This window comes from Rhizobium sp. AN5, assembly GCF_900215255.1.
GTDB classification, from domain to species: domain Bacteria; phylum Pseudomonadota; class Alphaproteobacteria; order Rhizobiales; family Rhizobiaceae; genus Agrobacterium; species Agrobacterium tumefaciens.
In genome coordinates this window covers 2712501-2730169 of record NZ_OCMJ01000004.1, presented here as the reverse complement: position 1 = coordinate 2730169, position 17669 = coordinate 2712501, and the positions used below count along the sequence as shown (strand labels likewise).

Here is a 17669-nt window from a genome sequence, read left to right as displayed (position 1 = left end):
GGATCAAAAAGTGAGCCGTCTCAGCCGAGGAATTTCGTCATTTCAACCGAGGTCGTGCGGTCGTAACCCGCATGGGCGTTTTCAGCGGTTTTGATGAAACCCCAGGCGGCGAATTTCGCTTGATTGCCGACAAGCTCAATGCGCGTTTCCAGCCGCAGCGCCGGTAACGCCAATTCGCGGGCCAATGCTTCGGCCCGTTCCAGAAGCATTTTGCCGATGCCTTTGCCCTGCGCTTTCAGGGATACGCACAGCTTGCCGACGTAAAGGCAGGACGGTGGTTCCGGCCGGCAAAACAGGCAGCCAACAATCTCATCACCATCCAGCGCCACGAAAGCGGTCTCCGCCCTCGCCTTCTCTGCGAGATTTTCGAGCGTCAGACGGTGAGCCGACGATGGTGGGTCGATGACGCCGTCCATATAGGCGAAGGACGACATGATAAGCGCAAGCAGCTCCTGCCAGCGCTTGAATTCTTCGCCAATCCTTGTGATCTCGGTCATGTTTTTTTTCCAGCAGGGCGGCGCTTGTAACGCACGGTTTCGAAGCGGGCCGACAGGGCGTCATAGAGAAGCAGGCGGCCGACCAATGGCTCGCCGGCAGCGGTGATCACCTTGATGGCCTCCATGGCCATGATCGTGCCGATCACGCCGGTCAAAGCACCGACGATGCCCGTTTCCGCGCAATTGGGAATAAGCCCCTGCGGCGGTGGCTCCGGAAACAGATCGCGATACCCCGGCAGCAGATTACCATCGGCACCCGCCTCATAGGGTTTCAGCACCGTTACCGAACCATCGAAACGACCGACAGCGCCCGTTACCAGTGGCCTTTTAGCAGCCTCTGCGGCATCGGCAGCGGCATAACGTGTGTCGAAATTATCAGAGCCGTCGATAAGGAGATCGAATGATGGCAGATGGGTGTGCGCCCAGACCTGCGAAAAACGCTCCTCAAAAACAAGGGTACGCACATGCGGGTTGAGCCGGGCGATGGCTGCGCGGGCGCTTGCCGTTTTCAGCTCACCGATCGTGCCGGTATCGTGGATCACCTGCCGCTGGAGATTGGACAGGGAGACCACGTCGTCATCGATCAGGCCAAGCGTGCCGACACCGGCTGCAGCAAGATAATGAAGGACAGGCGCGCCAAGGCCACCAGCCCCGATCACCAGCACCCTCGCCGCCTTCAGACGCTGCTGCCCGGCACCGCCGATTTCCGGCAGAAGAATATGGCGCTTGTAGCGTTCGATTTCGTCCGGGCTCAGCGGGTCCATGTCGCACTCCATTTTTTCGCCGTCATGCCGTGATGCCCCCGTGGGAAACATTGAAGAATTGCGCCCTGTCGCCAAGAGCGGAGAACATTGCCGCATCCGTTCCGGTCATGAAACTCTGACCACCGAGCGCGTGAATGAGATCGAACAGAGCCGCCCGCCTGCCCTCATCCAAGTGCGCGGCAATTTCGTCGAGCAGCAGAACCGGCGCATGGCCGGTCATATTGGCGGTGAGCTGGGCATGCGCAAGCACCAATCCCACCAGCAGCGCCTTCTGTTCTCCGGTCGAGCAACGCTCTGCCTCCATGTTCTTTTCCGCATGGCGCACGAACAGATCGACACGGTGTGGCCCATCAAGCGTGCGGCCTGCCGCCGCGTCTCGATACCGGCCTTCGCGCAGCATAAGCCTATACTCGTCTTCCAGATCGACAGCCGGCCGGTTGAGCGTGTCGTCCATGAAACCCGAGAGCGCCAGCGCCGCCGAGGGGAAGGCAGCATTGCCGAAACGGCCTTCGATGAGGCTCTTCAAAAGACCCAACATTTCATAGCGCGCGAGCGCCATGGAAATACCGAGTTCCGCCATCTGCTTCTCGATACCGTCCAGCCAGACCGGATCGAAACGGCCTTCCGAAAGCAGACGGTTGCGGCCGCGCATGGCCTTTTCGAAGTCGCTTGCCCGCCGTCCATGGGCGGGATCGAGCGAGAGCACCAACCGATCGAGAAAACGCCGGCGATCCGAGGATGAACCGGTAAAAAGCCCATCCATGGCAGGCGTTAGCCACAGCACCCGCAGATGATCCGTCAATTCATCGACCGACTTCACCGATGTTCCGTTCAGCCTCAGGCGGCGCGACACCACATCGCCGTCACCCTCGATCCCGGTTCCAATTGCGACCTCGCCGTCCATGCCGTCGACATCCGCAAAAATCGAAAAACCGGCGGCCTCCGCCCCCACTCGCGTCACATCGGACAGGGTGGCGCGGCGCAGGCCCCTTCCGGGCGAAAGAAACGAAACGGCCTCCAGGAGATTGGTCTTGCCGGAACCGTTGTCGCCCGTCAGCACCACGTGGCGGTCATCCAGCGCAAGCGACGCCGCCGCATAGTTGCGGAAGTCCGTGAGTTTTAGCCGTAAAAGCGACACCTTATTCGTCATCTGTACGGCCTAAAACGAACATAGCTGGATAGCAAGGTGGGGAATGCGTCGTTCGCATTGAACACAATGCCACCAGACCGCAATCCAGTCTCCAGTAGCAACTTTTTAAGCGGCCGGTTATTTATGCGTGGTCCCTCATTATCGGTAACCCCATCCATGCGCCTGATTTTTTCGCTCCTCCTCGCTTTCAGCCTTCTTTCATCCTGCGCGGGCAGACCGGGGGCGGATGTGTTGCAGGCCATAAACACCAAGACCACCGATACGAAAATCGTGACAGCCTATGTGGCGAGCACGCGGGAGAAAAACAACGAGGCCAAAAAGGGCTTTAGCGCTGGGCGGGCGGCTGAGCTGAATTATGCGCGCTTCGACATTTCCATTCCTCCCAGCCATAAAAGCGGAAATATCGAATGGTCCAAAGGTAAGCCGAACCCGAGCAAGGATTTTGTCGTCACCAAAGCCGATATGCTGACGAAAACGCGTTTCAATTCCGATCTTGGCGACGTCACCCGCTCTGGCAAGCAGATCGCCCTTTTTGTGCATGGCTATAATTACAGCTATCAGGAAGCCTTGTTCCGTGCGGCGCAAATGGCAGCCGATGCCAATATGGATGGTGTGCCGCTGGTCTTTTCCTGGCCGTCTCAGGCGAGCGTCACCGGTTACGTGGCCGACAAGGAATCAGCGACCTATTCGCGAGACGCGCTGGCCATGGTGCTGTCCGACCTTACCAGGCAGACACCGCGAAAAAGCATTGTCGTGTTCGGTCACAGCATGGGCGGCTGGCTGGTCATGGAAGCGCTGCGACAATTGCGCTTCGAAGGCAGGAACGATGTGCTTTCCAAACTACAGGTGGTGCTGGCCGCGCCGGATATCGACGCCGATGTTTTCCGCAAGCAGATCGAGGTGGTGGGAAGGCTCAATCCGCCGCTTACCGTTCTCGTCTCCAAGGACGACCGCGCCCTGAAGGCTTCCTCCATCCTCGGGGCCGACGTAACCCGCATCGGTGCGCTGGATGTGACCGATCCTCAAGTGCAGGAAGCCGCCCTGAAAGAGGGCGTTCAGTTCGTTGACATCTCCAACCTCAAGGCGTCGGATCCGCTCAACCACGACCGCTATGCGGCACTCGCGTCGCTGGTGCCACAACTGGAGGCGAGCCGGAACGGCAACGGCGAAAACGGCATAGGCCGCGCGGGTGCCTTTGTGTTCGATGCTATCGGAGCAACAGTATCCAGCCCCTTCCGGCTTGCGAGCCAGGTCGTGAACCCGCAATAACTTTTGCGGGTTCTTGGCGACAACCGGTTCAGAAATCCCAGTCTTCGTCTTCGGTGGCGACCGCCTTGCCGATGACATAGGAAGAGCCGGAGCCGGAGAAGAAGTCGTGGTTCTCGTCGGCATTAGGAGACAGCGCCGAGAGGATCGCCGGATTGACCCGGCAGGCCTCGGGCGGAAACAGCGCCTCGTAACCCAGATTCATCAAGGCCTTGTTGGCGTTGTAATGCAGGAACTGCTTGACGTCCTCCGTCAGGCCAACGCCGTCATAGAGGTCTTGGGTATATTTCGCCTCGTTGTCGTAAAGTTCGAGCAAAAGATCGAAGGCGAAATCCTTGATCTCCTGTTTTTCCGCTTCGCCCAGACGTTCGAGCGCGCGCTGGAACTTGTAGCCGATGTAATAGCCATGCACGGCCTCATCGCGAATGATGAGACGGATCAAATCGGCCGTGTTGGTAAGCTTGGCGCGGCTTGACCAGAACATCGGCAGGTAGAAGCCGGAATAGAACAGGAAGCTCTCCAGAAACACGCTGGCGACCTTCATTTTCAACGGATTTCCGCTATCATATTCGCGCATGATGAGCGCGGATTTGCGTTGCAGGAATTCGTTCTCCTCCGACCAGCGATAGGCGTCATCGACGTCAGGCGTGGAGCAGAGCGTCGAGAAGATCGAGGAATAGGAGCGGGCGTGGACCGCCTCCATGAAGGAGATGTTGGAAAGCACCGCCTCCTCATGCGGCGTCGCCGAATCCGCCATCAGGCGCACGGCGCCGACGCCGTTCTGGATCGTGTCCAGCAATGTCAGCCCGGTGAAGACGCGGATCGTCAGGGTCTGCTCTTCCGGCTTCAGCGTTCCCCAGGACGGGATATCGTTGGAGAGTGGCACCTTTTCCGGTAGCCAGAAATTCGATGTCAGGCGATTCCAGACTTCGAGATCCTTGTCATCCTCGATGCGGTTCCAGTTGACCGCGCGAATACGGGACGCGGGTTTTACGGCAATGTTCATTGTCTTGTCCCTCAAGTCAGAGCGTGCAGGATACGCAGCCCTGAACCTGCGTGCCTTCCAGCGCCATCTGGCGCAAACGGATGTAATAGATGGTCTTGATGCCTTTTTTCCAGGCGTAGATCTGCGCCCGGTTGATATCGCGCGTCGTCGCCGTATCGCGGAAGAACAGCGTCAGCGACAGACCCTGATCGACGTGCTGGGTGGCCGCTGCATAGGTGTCGATGATCTTTTCCGGACCGATTTCGTAGGCATCCTGATAATATTCGAGATTATCGTTCGAAAGATAAGAAGCCGGGTAATAAACGCGGCCGATCTTGCCTTCCTTGCGAATTTCAATCTTCGAGACGATGGGATGGATCGAGGACGTCGAGTGGTTGATGTAGGAGATCGAGCCAGTGGGCGGCACGGCCTGAAGGTTCTGGTTATAGAGGCCGGTCTCCATGACGGCCTGCTTCAACGCTTTCCAGTCCTCCTGTGTCGGAATGGAAATGCCGGCTTTCTCAAAGAGATCGCTGACCTTTTCCGTCGCGGGCAGCCATTCCCGGTCGGTATATTTATCGAAGTAATCGCCCGAGGCATATTTGGAGTTTTCAAAGCCCTTGAAGCTCTGGCCCCTTTCCGCGGCAAGGCGATTGCTGGCGCGGATGGCGTGATAGGTCACCGTGTAGAAATAGATATTGGTGAAATCGATGCCTTCTTCCGAGCCGTAGAAGATGCGCTCGCGCGCCAGATAGCCATGCAGGTTCATCTGACCAAGCCCGATGGCGTGGCTCGCATCATTGCCCTTTTCGACGGAAGGGACAGATGAGATGTGGCTCATGTCAGAAACAGCCGTCAGCGCCCGGATGGAGGTTTCGATCGTCTTGCCGAAATCAGCCGAATCCATTGCTGAAGCAATGTTGAGCGAGCCGAGATTGCAGGAAATATCCTTGCCCATATGGCTGTAAGAGAGATCGTCGTTGAACTCGCTCGCCTCGCTGACCTGCAGGATTTCCGAGCAGAGATTGCTCATGCTGATGCGGCCGGCGATCGGATTGGCGCGGTTAACCGTATCCTCGAACATGATGTAGGGGTAACCGCTTTCGCACTGGATTTCTGCGATGACCTGGAAGAACTCGCGGGCCTTGATCTTCTTCTTGCGGATGCGGCTGTCGGCGACCATTTCCTGATATTTTTCGCTGACGGAAATCTCGGTAAACGGTACGCCATAAACACGCTCAACATCATAGGGCGAGAACAGGTACATATCCTCGTTGTTTCTCGCGAGTTCGAAGGTAATATCAGGGATCACCACGCCGAGCGAAAGGGTCTTGATGCGGATTTTTTCGTCGGCGTTTTCACGTTTCGTATCGAGGAAACGCATGATGTCCGGGTGGTGGGCATGCAGATAAACCGCGCCAGCGCCCTGGCGCGCGCCAAGCTGGTTGGCGTAGGAGAACGAATCTTCCAGCAGCTTCATGACGGGAATGACGCCGGAGGACTGGTTTTCGATCTGTTTTATCGGCGCGCCGGCTTCGCGAATATTGGTCAAGGACAGTGCTACGCCACCGCCACGCTTGGAAAGCTGCAATGCTGAATTGATGGACCGGCCGATGCTTTCCATATTGTCTTCCACACGCAGCAGAAAACACGAAACCAGTTCACCGCGGCTTTTCTTGCCGGCGTTGAGAAAGGTCGGGGTTGCCGGCTGGAAGCGGCCGGAAATGATTTCATCCATCAGATCGCGGGCAAGCTGTTCGTCGCCACGCGCCAGAGCCAGCGCCACCATGCAGACGCGGTCCTCATAACGCTCCAGGTAACGCTTCCCGTCGAAGGTCTTCAGCGTATAGGACGTATAATATTTGAAGGCGCCGAGAAATGTCGGAAAACGGAACTTTCTGGCATAGGCCTCGTCGTAGAGGTCACGGACGAAATTGAAGGAATACTGGTCCAGCACCTCCTGTTCGTAATATCCCTCGGTCACGAGATAATCGAGCTTTTCCCTGAGATTATGGAAAAACACCGTGTTCTGGTTGACGTGCTGGAGGAAATATTGCCGTGCCGCAAGGCGGTCCTTGTCGAGCTGGATCTTCCCGTTTTCATCGTAAAGGTTCAGCATCGCGTTCAGCGCGTGATAGTCCAGTCCCGCGTCCAGGTGTTTCTGCGCGGCGGTTACTTGTTGTTTGGCATCCGTGTTGCGCACCGCGCTCGAGGTCAGCGTGTCCAAAATCGTTCCAATCCATGATTGACGTTGGCGACATCTTCCTCCGTGCCGAGAAGCTCGAAGCGGTAGAGAAACGGCACCGCGCATTTACGCGACACGATATCTCCGGCGGATGCGAAAGCTGCGCCAAAATTCGTATTTCCCGCCGCGATGACGCCGCGAATGAGATTTCGGTTTGAGGGCTCGTTCAAAAACCGGATAACCGGTTTCGGTACCGCTCCTTTCATGCCGCCGCCCCCATAGGTGGGGGTGACGAGAACATAGGGCTCCGACACGTGAGGAACGTCTTCCTCGGCGCCGAGCGGCAGGCGAAGCAATCGTCGCCCCAGTTTCTGAAGGAAGCGATGAGTGTTCTCAGACCGGCTGGAATAATAGACGATCAGCCCCATCGCACCGCCTCCTCAGCTGATCGAGCCAATCATGTCCGGACGGAAACCCGCCCAATGGCGTTCGCCGGCAACAACCACGGGAACCTGCATGTAACCGAGGCCGCGAACGCGATCGAGGGCATCCGCATCTTCGGAGATATCGACGATCTCGTAGCTGACGCCGATGCGGTCAAGCGCACGATAGGTGGCAGTGCACTGGACGCAGGCGGGTTTGCTGTAAACGGTGACGGTCATTGTTTCCTCTTTCGAAGCCGCCTTTACGCACGGCTCAACATTGCCCGCCTGCAATCGAAAGCGGGTGGCGATGGTTCTGTCATTCTGGCGAGGCGCGCGGCTTAGGCCGCGTAAGATCGCTGTCTACGCCGACGAGCGTAGAAACTCATAAAAATGCACTGGCATGACTTCACCCCGAAGCTTGTTCTGGAGGGGGCAGAAAAGGGCGCACGCAATTCATTTGCGTCATACACCTTCCTTCCGGACACCCCGCCCGTGGACGTTTTCGCTCAAGGCAGGTCTCCTGACTTGCGGGTCAAAACATCCATTCCCACCTTCCCGGAGCTTTTAGCTCCAGTGGCTCAAATCGGAACGATGCTCACCGCTTACAGTTGCGGGGGCAGTTTCGGCATTGCTTCACCATAATGGTGTTGCGCACCGAATTCCCGTCTTAGCTCCCGACGCTTGCGAATCGAAAGAACCTTGAACACCACATATAGTATATGAGGAATTTTTTTCGTCAATAATTAGACATGCCAAAGCCCCACCCTGTGGATCAAAAAGATTCAACACATGGTCAACAAAGGCTTAACGGTAAATGTTCGATGCCGCCTACGGACGGAAGCGGCGGGTTTATTCCCAGATATCGATGCGAATATCGGCGGGGCGGGAGTTCTCGATTATCCGCTTTCCGTTGGGAAGATCGTTTTCGAAAAGTTTGGCGTGAATCTCAGTCGCGTCGAGACCATAGCCCTGCCATCTATCCCGCAGGCGTTCCTCGAGCACCGCAACGGATGGGCCTACGAAGATGGTAAGATCGAAGCTGCCGGAAAGCTTCGTCCACGGCGCCTCGTTCAACAGCAGATAGTTGCCTTCGGCAAGGATGAAGCGTGTCTCGGGCGCGATGGCGCGAGCGGAGGCAATGGCTATTTCGCGGGAGCGGTCAAAAACCGGGACAAGAACTTCCTGCCCGCCCTGACGAACTGCGGAGACGACATCAAGAAAGCCGCGCACGTCGAAGGTTTCCGGTGCGCCTTTTCGCGGCAAGAGCCCCCGTTCATCGAGAATACCGTTATCCATATGGAAGCCGTCCATGGGCAGGACAGCCGCAGCCTCGCCGCCCGCCACCAGGGCACCGCACAGGGCATCCGCCAGCGTGGATTTGCCGGCCCCAGGGGGACCGGCAATGGCAATGATAAAACGAGATTTATCCTCTGCCCGCCGAAGAACGTCTTCGACGATCGTTTCAAGCTTCAGCGTCATGCGGCCAGCGTTTCCTTTGGCGCTTCCTTGGCGCCCGTCATGAAGGCGACAGCGTCGGACATGGTATAGTCCTTCGGATTGATGACGCATAAACGCTTGCCCAGCCGATGAATATGAATCCGGTCAGCAACCTCGAAAACATGCGGCATGTTATGCGAGATGAGAACGATCGGTAGCCCTCGCGAGCGCACATCCAGAATGAGTTCGAGAACGCGGCGGCTTTCCTTGACGCCGAGCGCCGCCGTCGGTTCGTCAAGGATGACGACCTTGGAGCCGAAGGCTGCTGCACGCGCCACCGCAACACCCTGGCGCTGGCCGCCGGAGAGGGTTTCCACCGCCTGATTGATGTTCTGGATCGTCATCAGGCCGAGTTCAGAGAGTTTCTCACGGGCAAACTTTTCCATCGCCGGACGGTCCAGTGCCCTGAACAGGCTTCCCTGAATACCGGGTTTACGGATTTCACGGCCGAGAAACATATTGTCGGCTATGGACAATGCGGGAGACAGCGCAAGGTTCTGATAAACGGTTTCGATACCAGCCTTGCGCGCCTCGATCGGCGAGCGGAACTGTACCGGCTTGCCTTCCAGCCTGATCTCCCCTTCGTCAGGTGTTACCGCACCGGAAATCGCCTTGATGAGAGAGGATTTTCCAGCGCCGTTATCACCGATGACGGCGAGGATTTCGCCCGGATAAAGGTCAAAATCGGCATTGTCGAGCGCAGTCACACGACCGTAGCGTTTAACGAGATTGCGTGCTGTGAGGATAGGTTCTTTTGTCATCAGCCTGCTACCTTTCTGATCCACTGGTCGATTGCGACAGCCAAGATGATAAGGACGCCGATCAACAGATAGGTCCATTGTGGGTCTGTTCCGATAAGTCGCAAGCCGAGAGAGAAGACACCGACGATCAGCGCGCCGAAGATCATGCCCATGATCGAGCCGCGTCCGCCAAACAGCGATATGCCGCCGATGACCACTGCGGTGATGGATTCGATGTTGGCGAACTGACCGGCGGTCGGCGATACCGAGCCGATGCGGCCGATGAGAGCCCAGCCCGCGAAGGCGCAGATAAGCCCGGAAAGTGTGTAGACGGTCGTCAGCATGCGCTTGACGTTAACGCCGGCAAGTTCGGCTGCGTCAGGATCATCGCCAACTGCATAGAGATGTCGACCCCAGGCGGTGCGATTCAGCACATACCAGAGCAGGGCAACGAGCAGAACCATGGCAATGACGCCATAGGTGAAGACGGCGCTGCCGATGCGGATATTGTTGCCAAAAAACTGGAGAATGGGCGCCTGTTGGACGATATCCTGTGAGCGGATCGTTTCGTTGGCCGAATAGAGGAAATTGGTGGCCAATACGATCTGCCACATGCCGAGTGTGACGATGAAGGGCGGCAGCCGCATGCGCGAAACCAGCACGCCATTGATAAAGCCACAAAATGCGCCGACTGCGAGACCGCAGATAATCGAGAGTTCGGCAGGCAAACCATAGCGGAACGTAAACTGTCCCATGACGACGGAGGACAGAACCATGATCGCACCGACCGAAAGATCGATACCTGCTGTCAGAATGACTAGCGACTGTGCCGCGCCGACGATGCCGACGATTGCCACCTGCTGAAGGATAAGGGTCAGCGAAAAGGCCGAGAAAAACTTGCCGCCCAGGGTCATGCCGAAGACAGCCAGCGACAACACCAGAACGATCAGCGGTACGGCTGCCGGGCTGGAATGCAGAAAGTGCTGGAATTTTTCAAGCAAACTCTTGTTGTGCGTATCGAAAGCAGCGACCTGGGTCGAACTTCCCGACAGCACTTTTTCAAATTCATTATGCGGTTGAGCCCGCACTGGCTGATCGCTCATGGATTTTCCTCCCGATCGCTCCATCACATCAGCCCCGAACCCGGGATTATTCTCCAGAGGGGACAATGCGTAGATTCAAACTGTTGAGAAGCGTGCCTCAGTTACGTCCACGGACGCCGGGCGCGCTCGTTTGTTCCTGTCCGATCACCCAGATCGTTCTTTTTAACCATTCCGGTTCAAGGGCGGGGGCAAATTGCCCCCAGCCGATTTCAACGGTGAAGTATCAGCCCCAGCACTTCTTCAGGCCTTCCTTGGTATCGATCGAATCGAGACCCTTGACCGGCTTGTCGGTTACCAGCGTTACGCCGGTGTCGAAGAAGTTCTTGCCTGCCGTTGGCTTCGGCTTTTCACCGGTATCGGCAAACTTCTTGACGGCTTCGACGCCGAGTGCCGCCATCAGCAGCGGGTATTGCTGAGACGTTGCGCCGATCACGCCTTCCGCGACGTTCTTGACGCCAGGGCAACCGCCATCGACGGAAACGATCAGAACATCCTTTTCGCGGCCGACGGCTTTCAGCGCTTCGTAAGCACCGGCAGCTGCAGGTTCGTTGATGGTGTGAACGACGTTGATGGTCGGATCCTTCTGCAGCAGATTTTCCATCGCAGAGCGGCCGCCTTCTTCGTTACCGTTGGTAACATCATGACCAACGATACGCTTGTCGTCTTCATCACCAATCTTGTTGATGTCCTTCACGTCGATGCCGAAGCCCTTCATGAAGCCCTGGTTGCGCAAAACGTCAACGGTTGGCTGGGAAGGCGTGAGGTTGAGGAAGGCAATTTTCGCATCCTTGGCCTTGTCGCCGAGTGTGCCAGCAGCCCATTTGCCGATCAGCTCGCCGGCCAGAAGATTGTCGGTAGCGAAAGTGGAGTCAGCGGCATCAACGGGTTCGAGAGGCGTATCGAGGGCGATGACCAGAAGACCGGCATCTCGCGCCTTCTGCACGGCCGGAACGATGCCCTTGGTGTCCGATGCGGTAATCAGGATACCCTTGGAGCCATCGGCAATGCATGTTTCGATCGCGGCAACCTGGCTTTCGGAATCGCCATCGATCTTGCCGGCATAGGACTTCAGCGTCACGCCAAGTTCTTTAGCCTTTGCGGTGGCGCCTTCCTTCATCTTGACGAAAAAGGGATTGGTGTCGGTTTTGGTAATCAGGCAAACCGAAGTATCGGCGGCGGACGCGACGGACGCGAAAGAAACGCCGAGCGCAAGCGCGCCCAGAAGAGCGAAAACAGTCGTCTTCATTGTAATCCTCCCATTGAATGTTTGAGTACCGTGACGGTTACCCGACGATCTCGTCTCCTCCGAGAACAGCGACCGTTGACACAGATGGAACCACCAAAGGAAACGGCTGTCAATAAATAAATCCGATTGAATTATTAATTCCGTATGGCATTCTAACAAGCGGCAGGGAGGAATATCGCCGCGTCGTTTAACGTTGCGATAGCAAGATTGCCATAAAGCCTGCATGTATCGGTCGCGGCGGATATGGCGGGCGGGAGGATGATACTATGAGACAATCTGTCGAGACGGCGCCGCCCGCGCCGTCCACCAACATGGATATGAGCGGCGGCGCCAACCAGATCGGGGTGCGTGCCTATAACGAGCGGCTTGTGCTGTCGCTGGTTCGCCGCCACGGCGGCTTGTCGAAAGCCGAAATATCCAGGCTTTGCGGTCTCTCGGCGCAGACCGTCTCGGTCATCATGCGCTCGCTCGAAAGTGACGGTCTTCTTATTCGTGGCGAAAGACTGCGCGGCAAAGTCGGGCAGCCTTCGACGCCGATGCGCCTCAATCCCGATGCCGTCTTCTCGTTTGGCGTGAAAATCGGCCGGCGCAGCGTCGATCTGGTACTGATGGATTTCGTCGGCCGGATCAAGCTGAAGCTCCGCAGAACTTACCCCTATCCTATGCCGGAATGGATTTTGCCATTCGTCATCGAGGGTATCACGGAACTCGAATCCGAGCTCTCTCCGACCGAACGGCAAAAAATTGCCGGTGTCGGCATTGCCGCGCCGTTCGAATTGTGGAACTGGGCGCAGGAGGTGGGCGCGCCGCAGAATGAGATGGAGCGCTGGCGCGACGTCGATATCCGTTCCGAAATTGCGGATGGCGTCAGCTATCCGGTTTTCCTGCAGAACGATGCGACCAGTGCCTGCGGTGCAGAACTGGTCTTTGGTGCAGGCCAGAACTACCCCGATTTTCTCTATATCTTCATCGGATCCTTCATCGGTGGCGGTGTCGTTTTAAATTCCGCACTGTTTTCCGGAAAGACGGGCACCGCCGGTGCAATCGGCCCTTTGCCGGTTCAGGGGCAGGACGGCAACACGGTCCAGCTTCTGAAAATCGCCTCCATCTTCGTTCTGGAAAACATGCTGCGCGAACGCGGCATCGATTCACGTCCCCTGTGGTTCTCGCCGGACGAGTGGATCGATTTCGGCGAGCCGCTGGAAAGCTGGATCGGAAAAACGGCCGCGGCCCTTGCGCAAGCCGTCATCGCTGCAGCCTCCATCATCGATTTTTCCAGCGTTATCATCGATGGCGGTTTTCCGGATTGGGTCAGAGCAAGAATAGTCTCCGCTACCCGGCTTGCCCTCAAACATCACGATCTTCAGGGTGTTACGCTGCCGGAGATCATCGAGGGAGCGGTCGGCAGCCAGGCCCGGGCCATCGGGGGAGCGAGCCTGCCCCTGTTTTCCCGTTATCTCATTGACCAGAACGTTCTGTTCAAGGACACGACAGGCTGAGGTTTCAGGCCCTACCGAAATTTCCTGGCGGGACTCTTTGCCGGATTCAAATGGTCACTCGCTGGCGGCATGTTCCATGATCGCCGCCAGAAAAGCAGGGCCGTATCGTTCCAGCTTTGTGTCTCCCACTCCGGGTATCTGCGCCATTTCTCCCGCAGAGGCCGGTCTTGCTGCCGCAAGCTCAATGAGTGTCTTGTCATGAAAAATCACATAGGGCGGAACGTTCTGTGCGCGGGCAATTTCCATGCGCTTCGCACGCAGCGCCTCAAAGAGACTGCGATCGGCCTCTGGTAAAACAGTGGCGGCGGGCTTGCGAGTCGTCTGTTGTCGCGCCGAACGGGGAGCGGACGGTATCCTCAACATCAGGGACGGCTTTTCGCGTAGGAACCGCCTCCCCTCTTCGGAAATGGACAATCCCCCGTGACCGGCCAGATCAACCTCGATCAGGCGTAACGCAACCATCTGGCGCAGGATGGCCCGCCAGGTGCGATTGTCGTGCTCTTTGCCGATGCCGTAGGTCGTGATCCGATCGTGACCGAAGCTCGATATCCGTTCATCTTCCATGCCCAGCAATACGCGGATGACATAGGCTTGGCCGAAACGTTCTCCGGTGCGGTAAATGCAGGACAGCAATTTCTGTGCGGCAATCGCCCCGTCAAACAGGTCCGGCGGTTCCGCACAGGTGTCGCAATTGCCGCAGGGCTCGCAATGGTCGCCGAAGTAAGACAAAAGCACCCGCCGGCGGCAACCGGCCGTTTCCGCGAGGCCAAGCAACGCATCGAGCTTCCGACGCTCCATGTTTTTGCGCTGGTCGCCCGCATCCGACTCTTCGATAAAGCGGTTGCGCAATGCGATGTCTTCATAACCGTAAAGCATAAGCACGTCGGACGGCAGACCATCACGGCCGGCACGGCCGGTTTCCTGATAATAGGCTTCGATGCTGCTGGGCAGATCGATATGCACGACGAAGCGCACATCCGGTTTGTCGATGCCCATGCCGAAAGCCACGGTTGCAACCATGATGACCGCTTCACCATGCTGGAAGTGGGTCTGGTTCGCCTCCCGGGCGGCCTTGTCCATGCCGGCGTGATAGGGCAGCGCATCGCGCCCCTCCTCACGCAGCCAGGCCGCCGTCTCATCGACCTTGCGCTTGGAAAGGCAATAGACGATGCCGTTTTCGTCCTCGCGACCCGTCAGGAAGCGCTTCAGCTGCGTACGTGGATTATCCTTTTCCCTGATTAAATAGCGGATATTTGGCCGGTCGAATCCGGCTATGAAGGCGTCGCTTCCGTTGATCCCCAGATGACCCAGAATTTCGGCGCGGGTTGGCTCGTCCGCAGTCGCCGTCAGCGCCATGCGTGGCGTATCCGGAAAGCGCTCGATCAACGTGTCTAGCTGGCGGTAAGGGGGACGGAAATCGTGCCCCCACTGCGACAGGCAATGAGCTTCGTCGATGGCGATCAGCGACAGGCTGATAGGTTGAAGCGCATCCAGAACATCCGGCTTGAGAAGGGTCTCGGGCGCGGCATAGAGAATATCGACCTTGCCAGCCCGCATATCCTGCCAGAGTTCCCGCCGCTCTTCTGGGGAAAGATCGGAGTTGAGAGCTTCTGCCCGCACACCTGCCTGACGCAGGGCGGCGACCTGATCGACCATCAGCGCGATCAAGGGCGAAACAACCAGCCCCATTCCCTTACGGGCAAGCGCCGGAATCTGGTAACAAAGCGACTTCCCGCCCCCTGTTGGCATCAACACAAAAGCATTGTTGCCAGCCATCACATGCCGGATGATTTCGGCCTGCTGTCCACGAAACGTATCGTAGCCATAGACGGTCTTGAGAATCTGCAAGGGGTCGGTGATCACGTTGGCTTTCTTATGAGCTGGACGGTTTGCGCATCATGGCCAAATCAGGGGCTATCGCAACGCAGAAAGGCAGAATCAGTCGCAGAAAAAAGAGCGCCAATTGTGGACAATGCAGACTTATATTGCTTTGGAGGTTATTTGAGGTATTTCCAAAAGGAAACCCATGCGGCTGATGCCAGGGATTTTTGGAATATTGGTTGCGGGGGCAGGATTTGAACCTGCGGCCTTCAGGTTATGAGCCTGACGAGCTACCGGGCTGCTCCACCCCGCGTTACCATCGCATTCGGCTCTGCCGAATGTCGCGCTTCCGTCTTTGCTTTAGCGAAGACGGATCTGTTTCGGAGCAAATTGCCGAAGGCGATTTGTCTCCTTTAGGGGACGCACAAGGCGTTTTCCTTATATTTTTATGGTCCGCAATGCATAAAGGCCGCTTTGATAGCGGCCCTTTGTGTCGGCTGGGCCGAAGAGTGTGGTTGAGAAGATATTCGTTGCGTTTTGCAGACCTGGCAGCGACCTACTCTCCCGCGTCTTGAGACGGAGTACCATTGGCGCTGGGGCGTTTCACGGCCGTGTTCGGAATGGGAACGGGTGCAGCCGCCCCGCGATAACCACCAGGTCGGCAAAACGCAACACAGTTCATGTTTTCACATGAGTGTTGTTTCGAGAAGCTGGGAAGCTTGCGCTTCATTTAATTTAACACGTCTTTCTTTGACTGGTCCGTTTGCCTGCCTTGCTCAAGGTTGAGTTTGGCAGCCATACAGGACGCTAGTCCGTCGCCTCGGGTTTTTGCCTTGGCAAAATACCCTGACGGCGCGCCGTCTGCAGCGAAGCGGCCTTGGCCGCGACAGCGTGAAGACAGAAGAGATGATGCTCATCTTTGATGAGCATGAACAATGGGAACGAAGAAGTCGATCGAGCTATTAGTAACGGTAAGCTTCACATGTTGCCATGCTTCCACACCCGTCCTATCAACGTGGTCGTCTTCCACGGCTCTGATAGGGAACACTCGTTTTCAGGTTGGTTTCCCGCTTAGATGCCTTCAGCGGTTATCCATTCCGTATATAGCTACTCTGCTATGCCCTTGGCAGGACAACAGATCCACCAGAGATACGTCCATCCCGGTCCTCTCGTACTAGGGACAGATCCTGTCAATATTCCTACACCCACGGCAGATAGGGACCGAACTGTCTCACGACGTTCTGAACCCAACTCACGTACCGCTTTAAATGGCGAACAGCCATACCCTTGGGACCTGCTCCAGCCCCAGGATGCGATGAGTCGACATCGAGGTGCCAAACAACCCCGTCGATATGGACTCTTGGGGGTCATCAGCCTGTTATCCCCGGCGTACCTTTTATCCGTTGAGCGATGGCCCTTCCACACGGGACCACCGGATCACTATGACCGACTTTCGTCTCTGCTCGACTTGTCAGTCTCGCAGTCAGGCGGGCTTATGCCATTGCACTCGACGACCGATTTCCGACCGGTCTGAGCCCACCATCGCGCGCCTCCGTTACTCTTTCGGAGGCGACCGCCCCAGTCAAACTACCCACCATACACTGTCCCGGATCCGGATAACGGACCGCGGTTAGACATCCACGAAGATAAGGGTGGTATTTCAAGGATGGCTCCACAAGAACTGGCGTCCCTGCTTCAAAGCCTACCACCTATCCTACACATGCCTTGGCGAATGCCAGTGTAAAGCTATAGTAAAGGTGCACGGGGTCTTTCCGTCTGACCGCAGGAACCCCGCATCTTCACGGGGAATTCAATTTCACTGAGTCTATGTTGGAGACAGCGGGGAAGTCGTTACGCCATTCGTGCAGGTCGGAACTTACCCGACAAGGAATTTCGCTACCTTAGGACCGTTATAGTTACGGCCGCCGTTTACTGGGGCTTCAGTTCAGAGCTTGCACCCCTCCCTTTAACCTTCCAGCACCGGGCAGGCGTCAGACCCTATACGTCGTATTGCTACTTCGCAGAGCCCTGTGTTTTTGATAAACAGTCGCTACCCCCTGGTCTGTGCCACCCCATCATACTTGCGTAAAATGGGGTCACGCTTCTTCCGAAGTTACGCGTGCAATTTGCCGAGTTCCTTCAACATAGTTCTCTCAAGCGCCTTGGTATACTCTACCTGACCACCTGTGTCGGTTTCGGGTACGGTCTATACGGTGGAGCTATTTCCTGGAACCTCTTCGCCGCACATTCAATCCAGTAAGAATGTACAACACACGAGATCCGTCACTACCACCAGGCCCACGAATATTAACGTGGTTCCCATCGACTACGCGTGTCCGCCTCGTCTTAGGGGCCGGCTAACCCTGCTCAGATTAACTTTAAGCAGGAACCCTTGGTCTTTCGGCGAGGGAGTCTCTCACTCCCTTTATCGTTACTCATGTCAACATTCGCACTTCCGATATCTCCAGCAGCCCTCACGGGTCCGCCTTCA

14 protein-coding genes, 1 tRNA gene, 2 rRNA genes and 1 riboswitch (1 of these 18 only partly in view) are annotated in these 17669 nt (G+C 56.8%); of the genes, 2 read left to right on the top strand and 15 right to left on the bottom strand.

Annotation, left to right across the window (positions count from 1 at the left end):
* Window positions 1-20: 20 nt before the first annotated feature.
* From CRP02_RS25920 to recF, 3 genes are read right to left on the bottom strand one after another with little or no spacing between them, the layout of a single operon-like run.
* Window positions 21-497, bottom strand: coding sequence for a GNAT family N-acetyltransferase (locus tag CRP02_RS25920; protein ID WP_097172675.1), 477 nt, complete (start codon window positions 495-497; stop codon window positions 21-23).
* Window positions 494-1261, bottom strand: a complete 768-nt coding sequence (locus CRP02_RS25915; RefSeq protein ID WP_019564570.1) for a molybdopterin-synthase adenylyltransferase MoeB — start codon at window positions 1259-1261, stop codon at window positions 494-496. The genes CRP02_RS25920 and CRP02_RS25915 overlap by 4 nt, the downstream gene beginning before the upstream one ends.
* A gap of 22 nt (window positions 1262-1283) precedes the next feature.
* The gene (recF, locus tag CRP02_RS25910) at window positions 1284-2411 is read right to left on the bottom strand and encodes a DNA replication/repair protein RecF (protein ID WP_097172674.1); all 1128 of its coding nucleotides are present in this window, start codon (window positions 2409-2411) and stop codon (window positions 1284-1286) included.
* A gap of 156 nt (window positions 2412-2567) precedes the next feature.
* Between recF and CRP02_RS25905 the strand changes: the two genes are divergently transcribed.
* Window positions 2568-3680, top strand: coding sequence for an alpha/beta hydrolase (locus CRP02_RS25905; RefSeq protein ID WP_097172673.1), 1113 nt, complete (start codon window positions 2568-2570; stop codon window positions 3678-3680).
* Window positions 3681-3708: 28 nt separating this feature from the next.
* Here CRP02_RS25905 and nrdF read toward each other — a convergent pair whose 3' ends face one another.
* The 8 genes from nrdF to CRP02_RS25865 all read right to left on the bottom strand — a co-directional run bounded on the left by nrdF (window position 3709) and on the right by CRP02_RS25865 (window position 11858).
* A complete protein-coding gene (nrdF, locus tag CRP02_RS25900) occupies window positions 3709-4683 on the bottom strand; it encodes a class 1b ribonucleoside-diphosphate reductase subunit beta (RefSeq protein ID WP_097172672.1) in 975 nt (324 codons plus the stop codon).
* A 16-nt stretch (window positions 4684-4699) separates the two neighbouring features.
* On the bottom strand, window positions 4700-6889 hold the full coding sequence (nrdE, locus tag CRP02_RS25895; protein WP_097172671.1) for a class 1b ribonucleoside-diphosphate reductase subunit alpha: 2190 nt from the start codon (window positions 6887-6889) through the stop codon (window positions 4700-4702).
* Window positions 6877-7275: a class Ib ribonucleoside-diphosphate reductase assembly flavoprotein NrdI gene (gene nrdI / locus CRP02_RS25890; RefSeq protein ID WP_003514252.1), complete on the bottom strand. Its 399-nt coding sequence runs from the start codon at window positions 7273-7275 to the stop codon at window positions 6877-6879. Before nrdI ends, nrdE begins: the two co-directional genes overlap by 13 nt.
* A 12-nt stretch (window positions 7276-7287) precedes the next feature.
* Window positions 7288-7509 (bottom strand): glutaredoxin-like protein NrdH, encoded by a 222-nt coding sequence (gene nrdH / locus CRP02_RS25885; RefSeq protein ID WP_013635213.1) that lies wholly within the window; start codon window positions 7507-7509, stop codon window positions 7288-7290.
* Between the two features lie 255 nt (window positions 7510-7764).
* Window positions 7765-7989, bottom strand: a riboswitch (cobalamin riboswitch).
* Between the two features lie 132 nt (window positions 7990-8121).
* Window positions 8122-8751, bottom strand: coding sequence for a nucleoside triphosphate hydrolase (locus CRP02_RS25880; RefSeq protein WP_097172670.1), 630 nt, complete (start codon window positions 8749-8751; stop codon window positions 8122-8124).
* Window positions 8748-9530: an ATP-binding cassette domain-containing protein gene (locus CRP02_RS25875; RefSeq protein ID WP_097172669.1), complete on the bottom strand. Its 783-nt coding sequence runs from the start codon at window positions 9528-9530 to the stop codon at window positions 8748-8750. Before CRP02_RS25875 ends, CRP02_RS25880 begins: the two co-directional genes overlap by 4 nt.
* Window positions 9530-10612 carry an ABC transporter permease gene (locus tag CRP02_RS25870; RefSeq protein WP_038489298.1) on the bottom strand — a complete coding sequence of 361 codons (1083 nt, stop codon included), beginning with the start codon at window positions 10610-10612 and terminating at the stop codon, window positions 9530-9532. The genes CRP02_RS25875 and CRP02_RS25870 overlap by 1 nt, the downstream gene beginning before the upstream one ends.
* A 223-nt stretch (window positions 10613-10835) precedes the next feature.
* Window positions 10836-11858 carry a sugar ABC transporter substrate-binding protein gene (locus CRP02_RS25865; RefSeq protein WP_097172668.1) on the bottom strand — a complete coding sequence of 341 codons (1023 nt, stop codon included), beginning with the start codon at window positions 11856-11858 and terminating at the stop codon, window positions 10836-10838.
* 266 nt (window positions 11859-12124) lie between these two features.
* On the opposite strand from CRP02_RS25865, the gene CRP02_RS25860 reads away from it, so the two are divergent.
* Window positions 12125-13357: an ROK family transcriptional regulator gene (locus CRP02_RS25860; RefSeq protein WP_097172667.1), complete on the top strand. Its 1233-nt coding sequence runs from the start codon at window positions 12125-12127 to the stop codon at window positions 13355-13357.
* A gap of 54 nt (window positions 13358-13411) precedes the next feature.
* Here CRP02_RS25860 and recQ read toward each other — a convergent pair whose 3' ends face one another.
* The 4 genes from recQ to CRP02_RS25840 form a co-directional block, all read right to left on the bottom strand.
* Window positions 13412-15220, bottom strand: coding sequence for a DNA helicase RecQ (gene recQ, locus CRP02_RS25855; protein WP_097172666.1), 1809 nt, complete (start codon window positions 15218-15220; stop codon window positions 13412-13414).
* Between the two features lie 194 nt (window positions 15221-15414).
* A tRNA-Met gene (locus CRP02_RS25850) sits at window positions 15415-15491 on the bottom strand.
* A 230-nt stretch (window positions 15492-15721) separates the two neighbouring features.
* Window positions 15722-15836 (bottom strand): 5S ribosomal RNA (gene rrf / locus CRP02_RS25845).
* Between the two features lie 283 nt (window positions 15837-16119).
* Window positions 16120-17669: ribosomal RNA gene (locus tag CRP02_RS25840) — 23S ribosomal RNA — on the bottom strand; it runs 1257 nt beyond the window's last position.

What these genes read in the sequence shown, in the direction of transcription:
- CRP02_RS25920 (WP_097172675.1), bottom strand. Translation starts at nt 497, where the DNA reads ATGACCGAGATCACAAGGATTGGCGAAGAATTCAAGCGCTGGCAGGAG.
- CRP02_RS25915 (WP_019564570.1), bottom strand. Translation starts at nt 1,261, where the DNA reads ATGGACCCGCTGAGCCCGGACGAAATCGAACGCTACAAGCGCCATATT.
- recF (WP_097172674.1), bottom strand. Translation starts at nt 2,411, where the DNA reads ATGACGAATAAGGTGTCGCTTTTACGGCTAAAACTCACGGACTTCCGC.
- CRP02_RS25905 (WP_097172673.1), top strand. Translation starts at nt 2,568, where the DNA reads ATGCGCCTGATTTTTTCGCTCCTCCTCGCTTTCAGCCTTCTTTCATCC.
- nrdF (WP_097172672.1), bottom strand. Translation starts at nt 4,683, where the DNA reads ATGAACATTGCCGTAAAACCCGCGTCCCGTATTCGCGCGGTCAACTGG.
- nrdI (WP_003514252.1), bottom strand. Translation starts at nt 7,275, where the DNA reads ATGGGGCTGATCGTCTATTATTCCAGCCGGTCTGAGAACACTCATCGC.
- nrdH (WP_013635213.1), bottom strand. Translation starts at nt 7,509, where the DNA reads ATGACCGTCACCGTTTACAGCAAACCCGCCTGCGTCCAGTGCACTGCC.
- CRP02_RS25880 (WP_097172670.1), bottom strand. Translation starts at nt 8,751, where the DNA reads ATGACGCTGAAGCTTGAAACGATCGTCGAAGACGTTCTTCGGCGGGCA.
- CRP02_RS25875 (WP_097172669.1), bottom strand. Translation starts at nt 9,530, where the DNA reads ATGACAAAAGAACCTATCCTCACAGCACGCAATCTCGTTAAACGCTAC.
- CRP02_RS25870 (WP_038489298.1), bottom strand. Translation starts at nt 10,612, where the DNA reads ATGAGCGATCAGCCAGTGCGGGCTCAACCGCATAATGAATTTGAAAAA.
- CRP02_RS25865 (WP_097172668.1), bottom strand. Translation starts at nt 11,858, where the DNA reads ATGAAGACGACTGTTTTCGCTCTTCTGGGCGCGCTTGCGCTCGGCGTT.
- CRP02_RS25860 (WP_097172667.1), top strand. Translation starts at nt 12,125, where the DNA reads ATGAGACAATCTGTCGAGACGGCGCCGCCCGCGCCGTCCACCAACATG.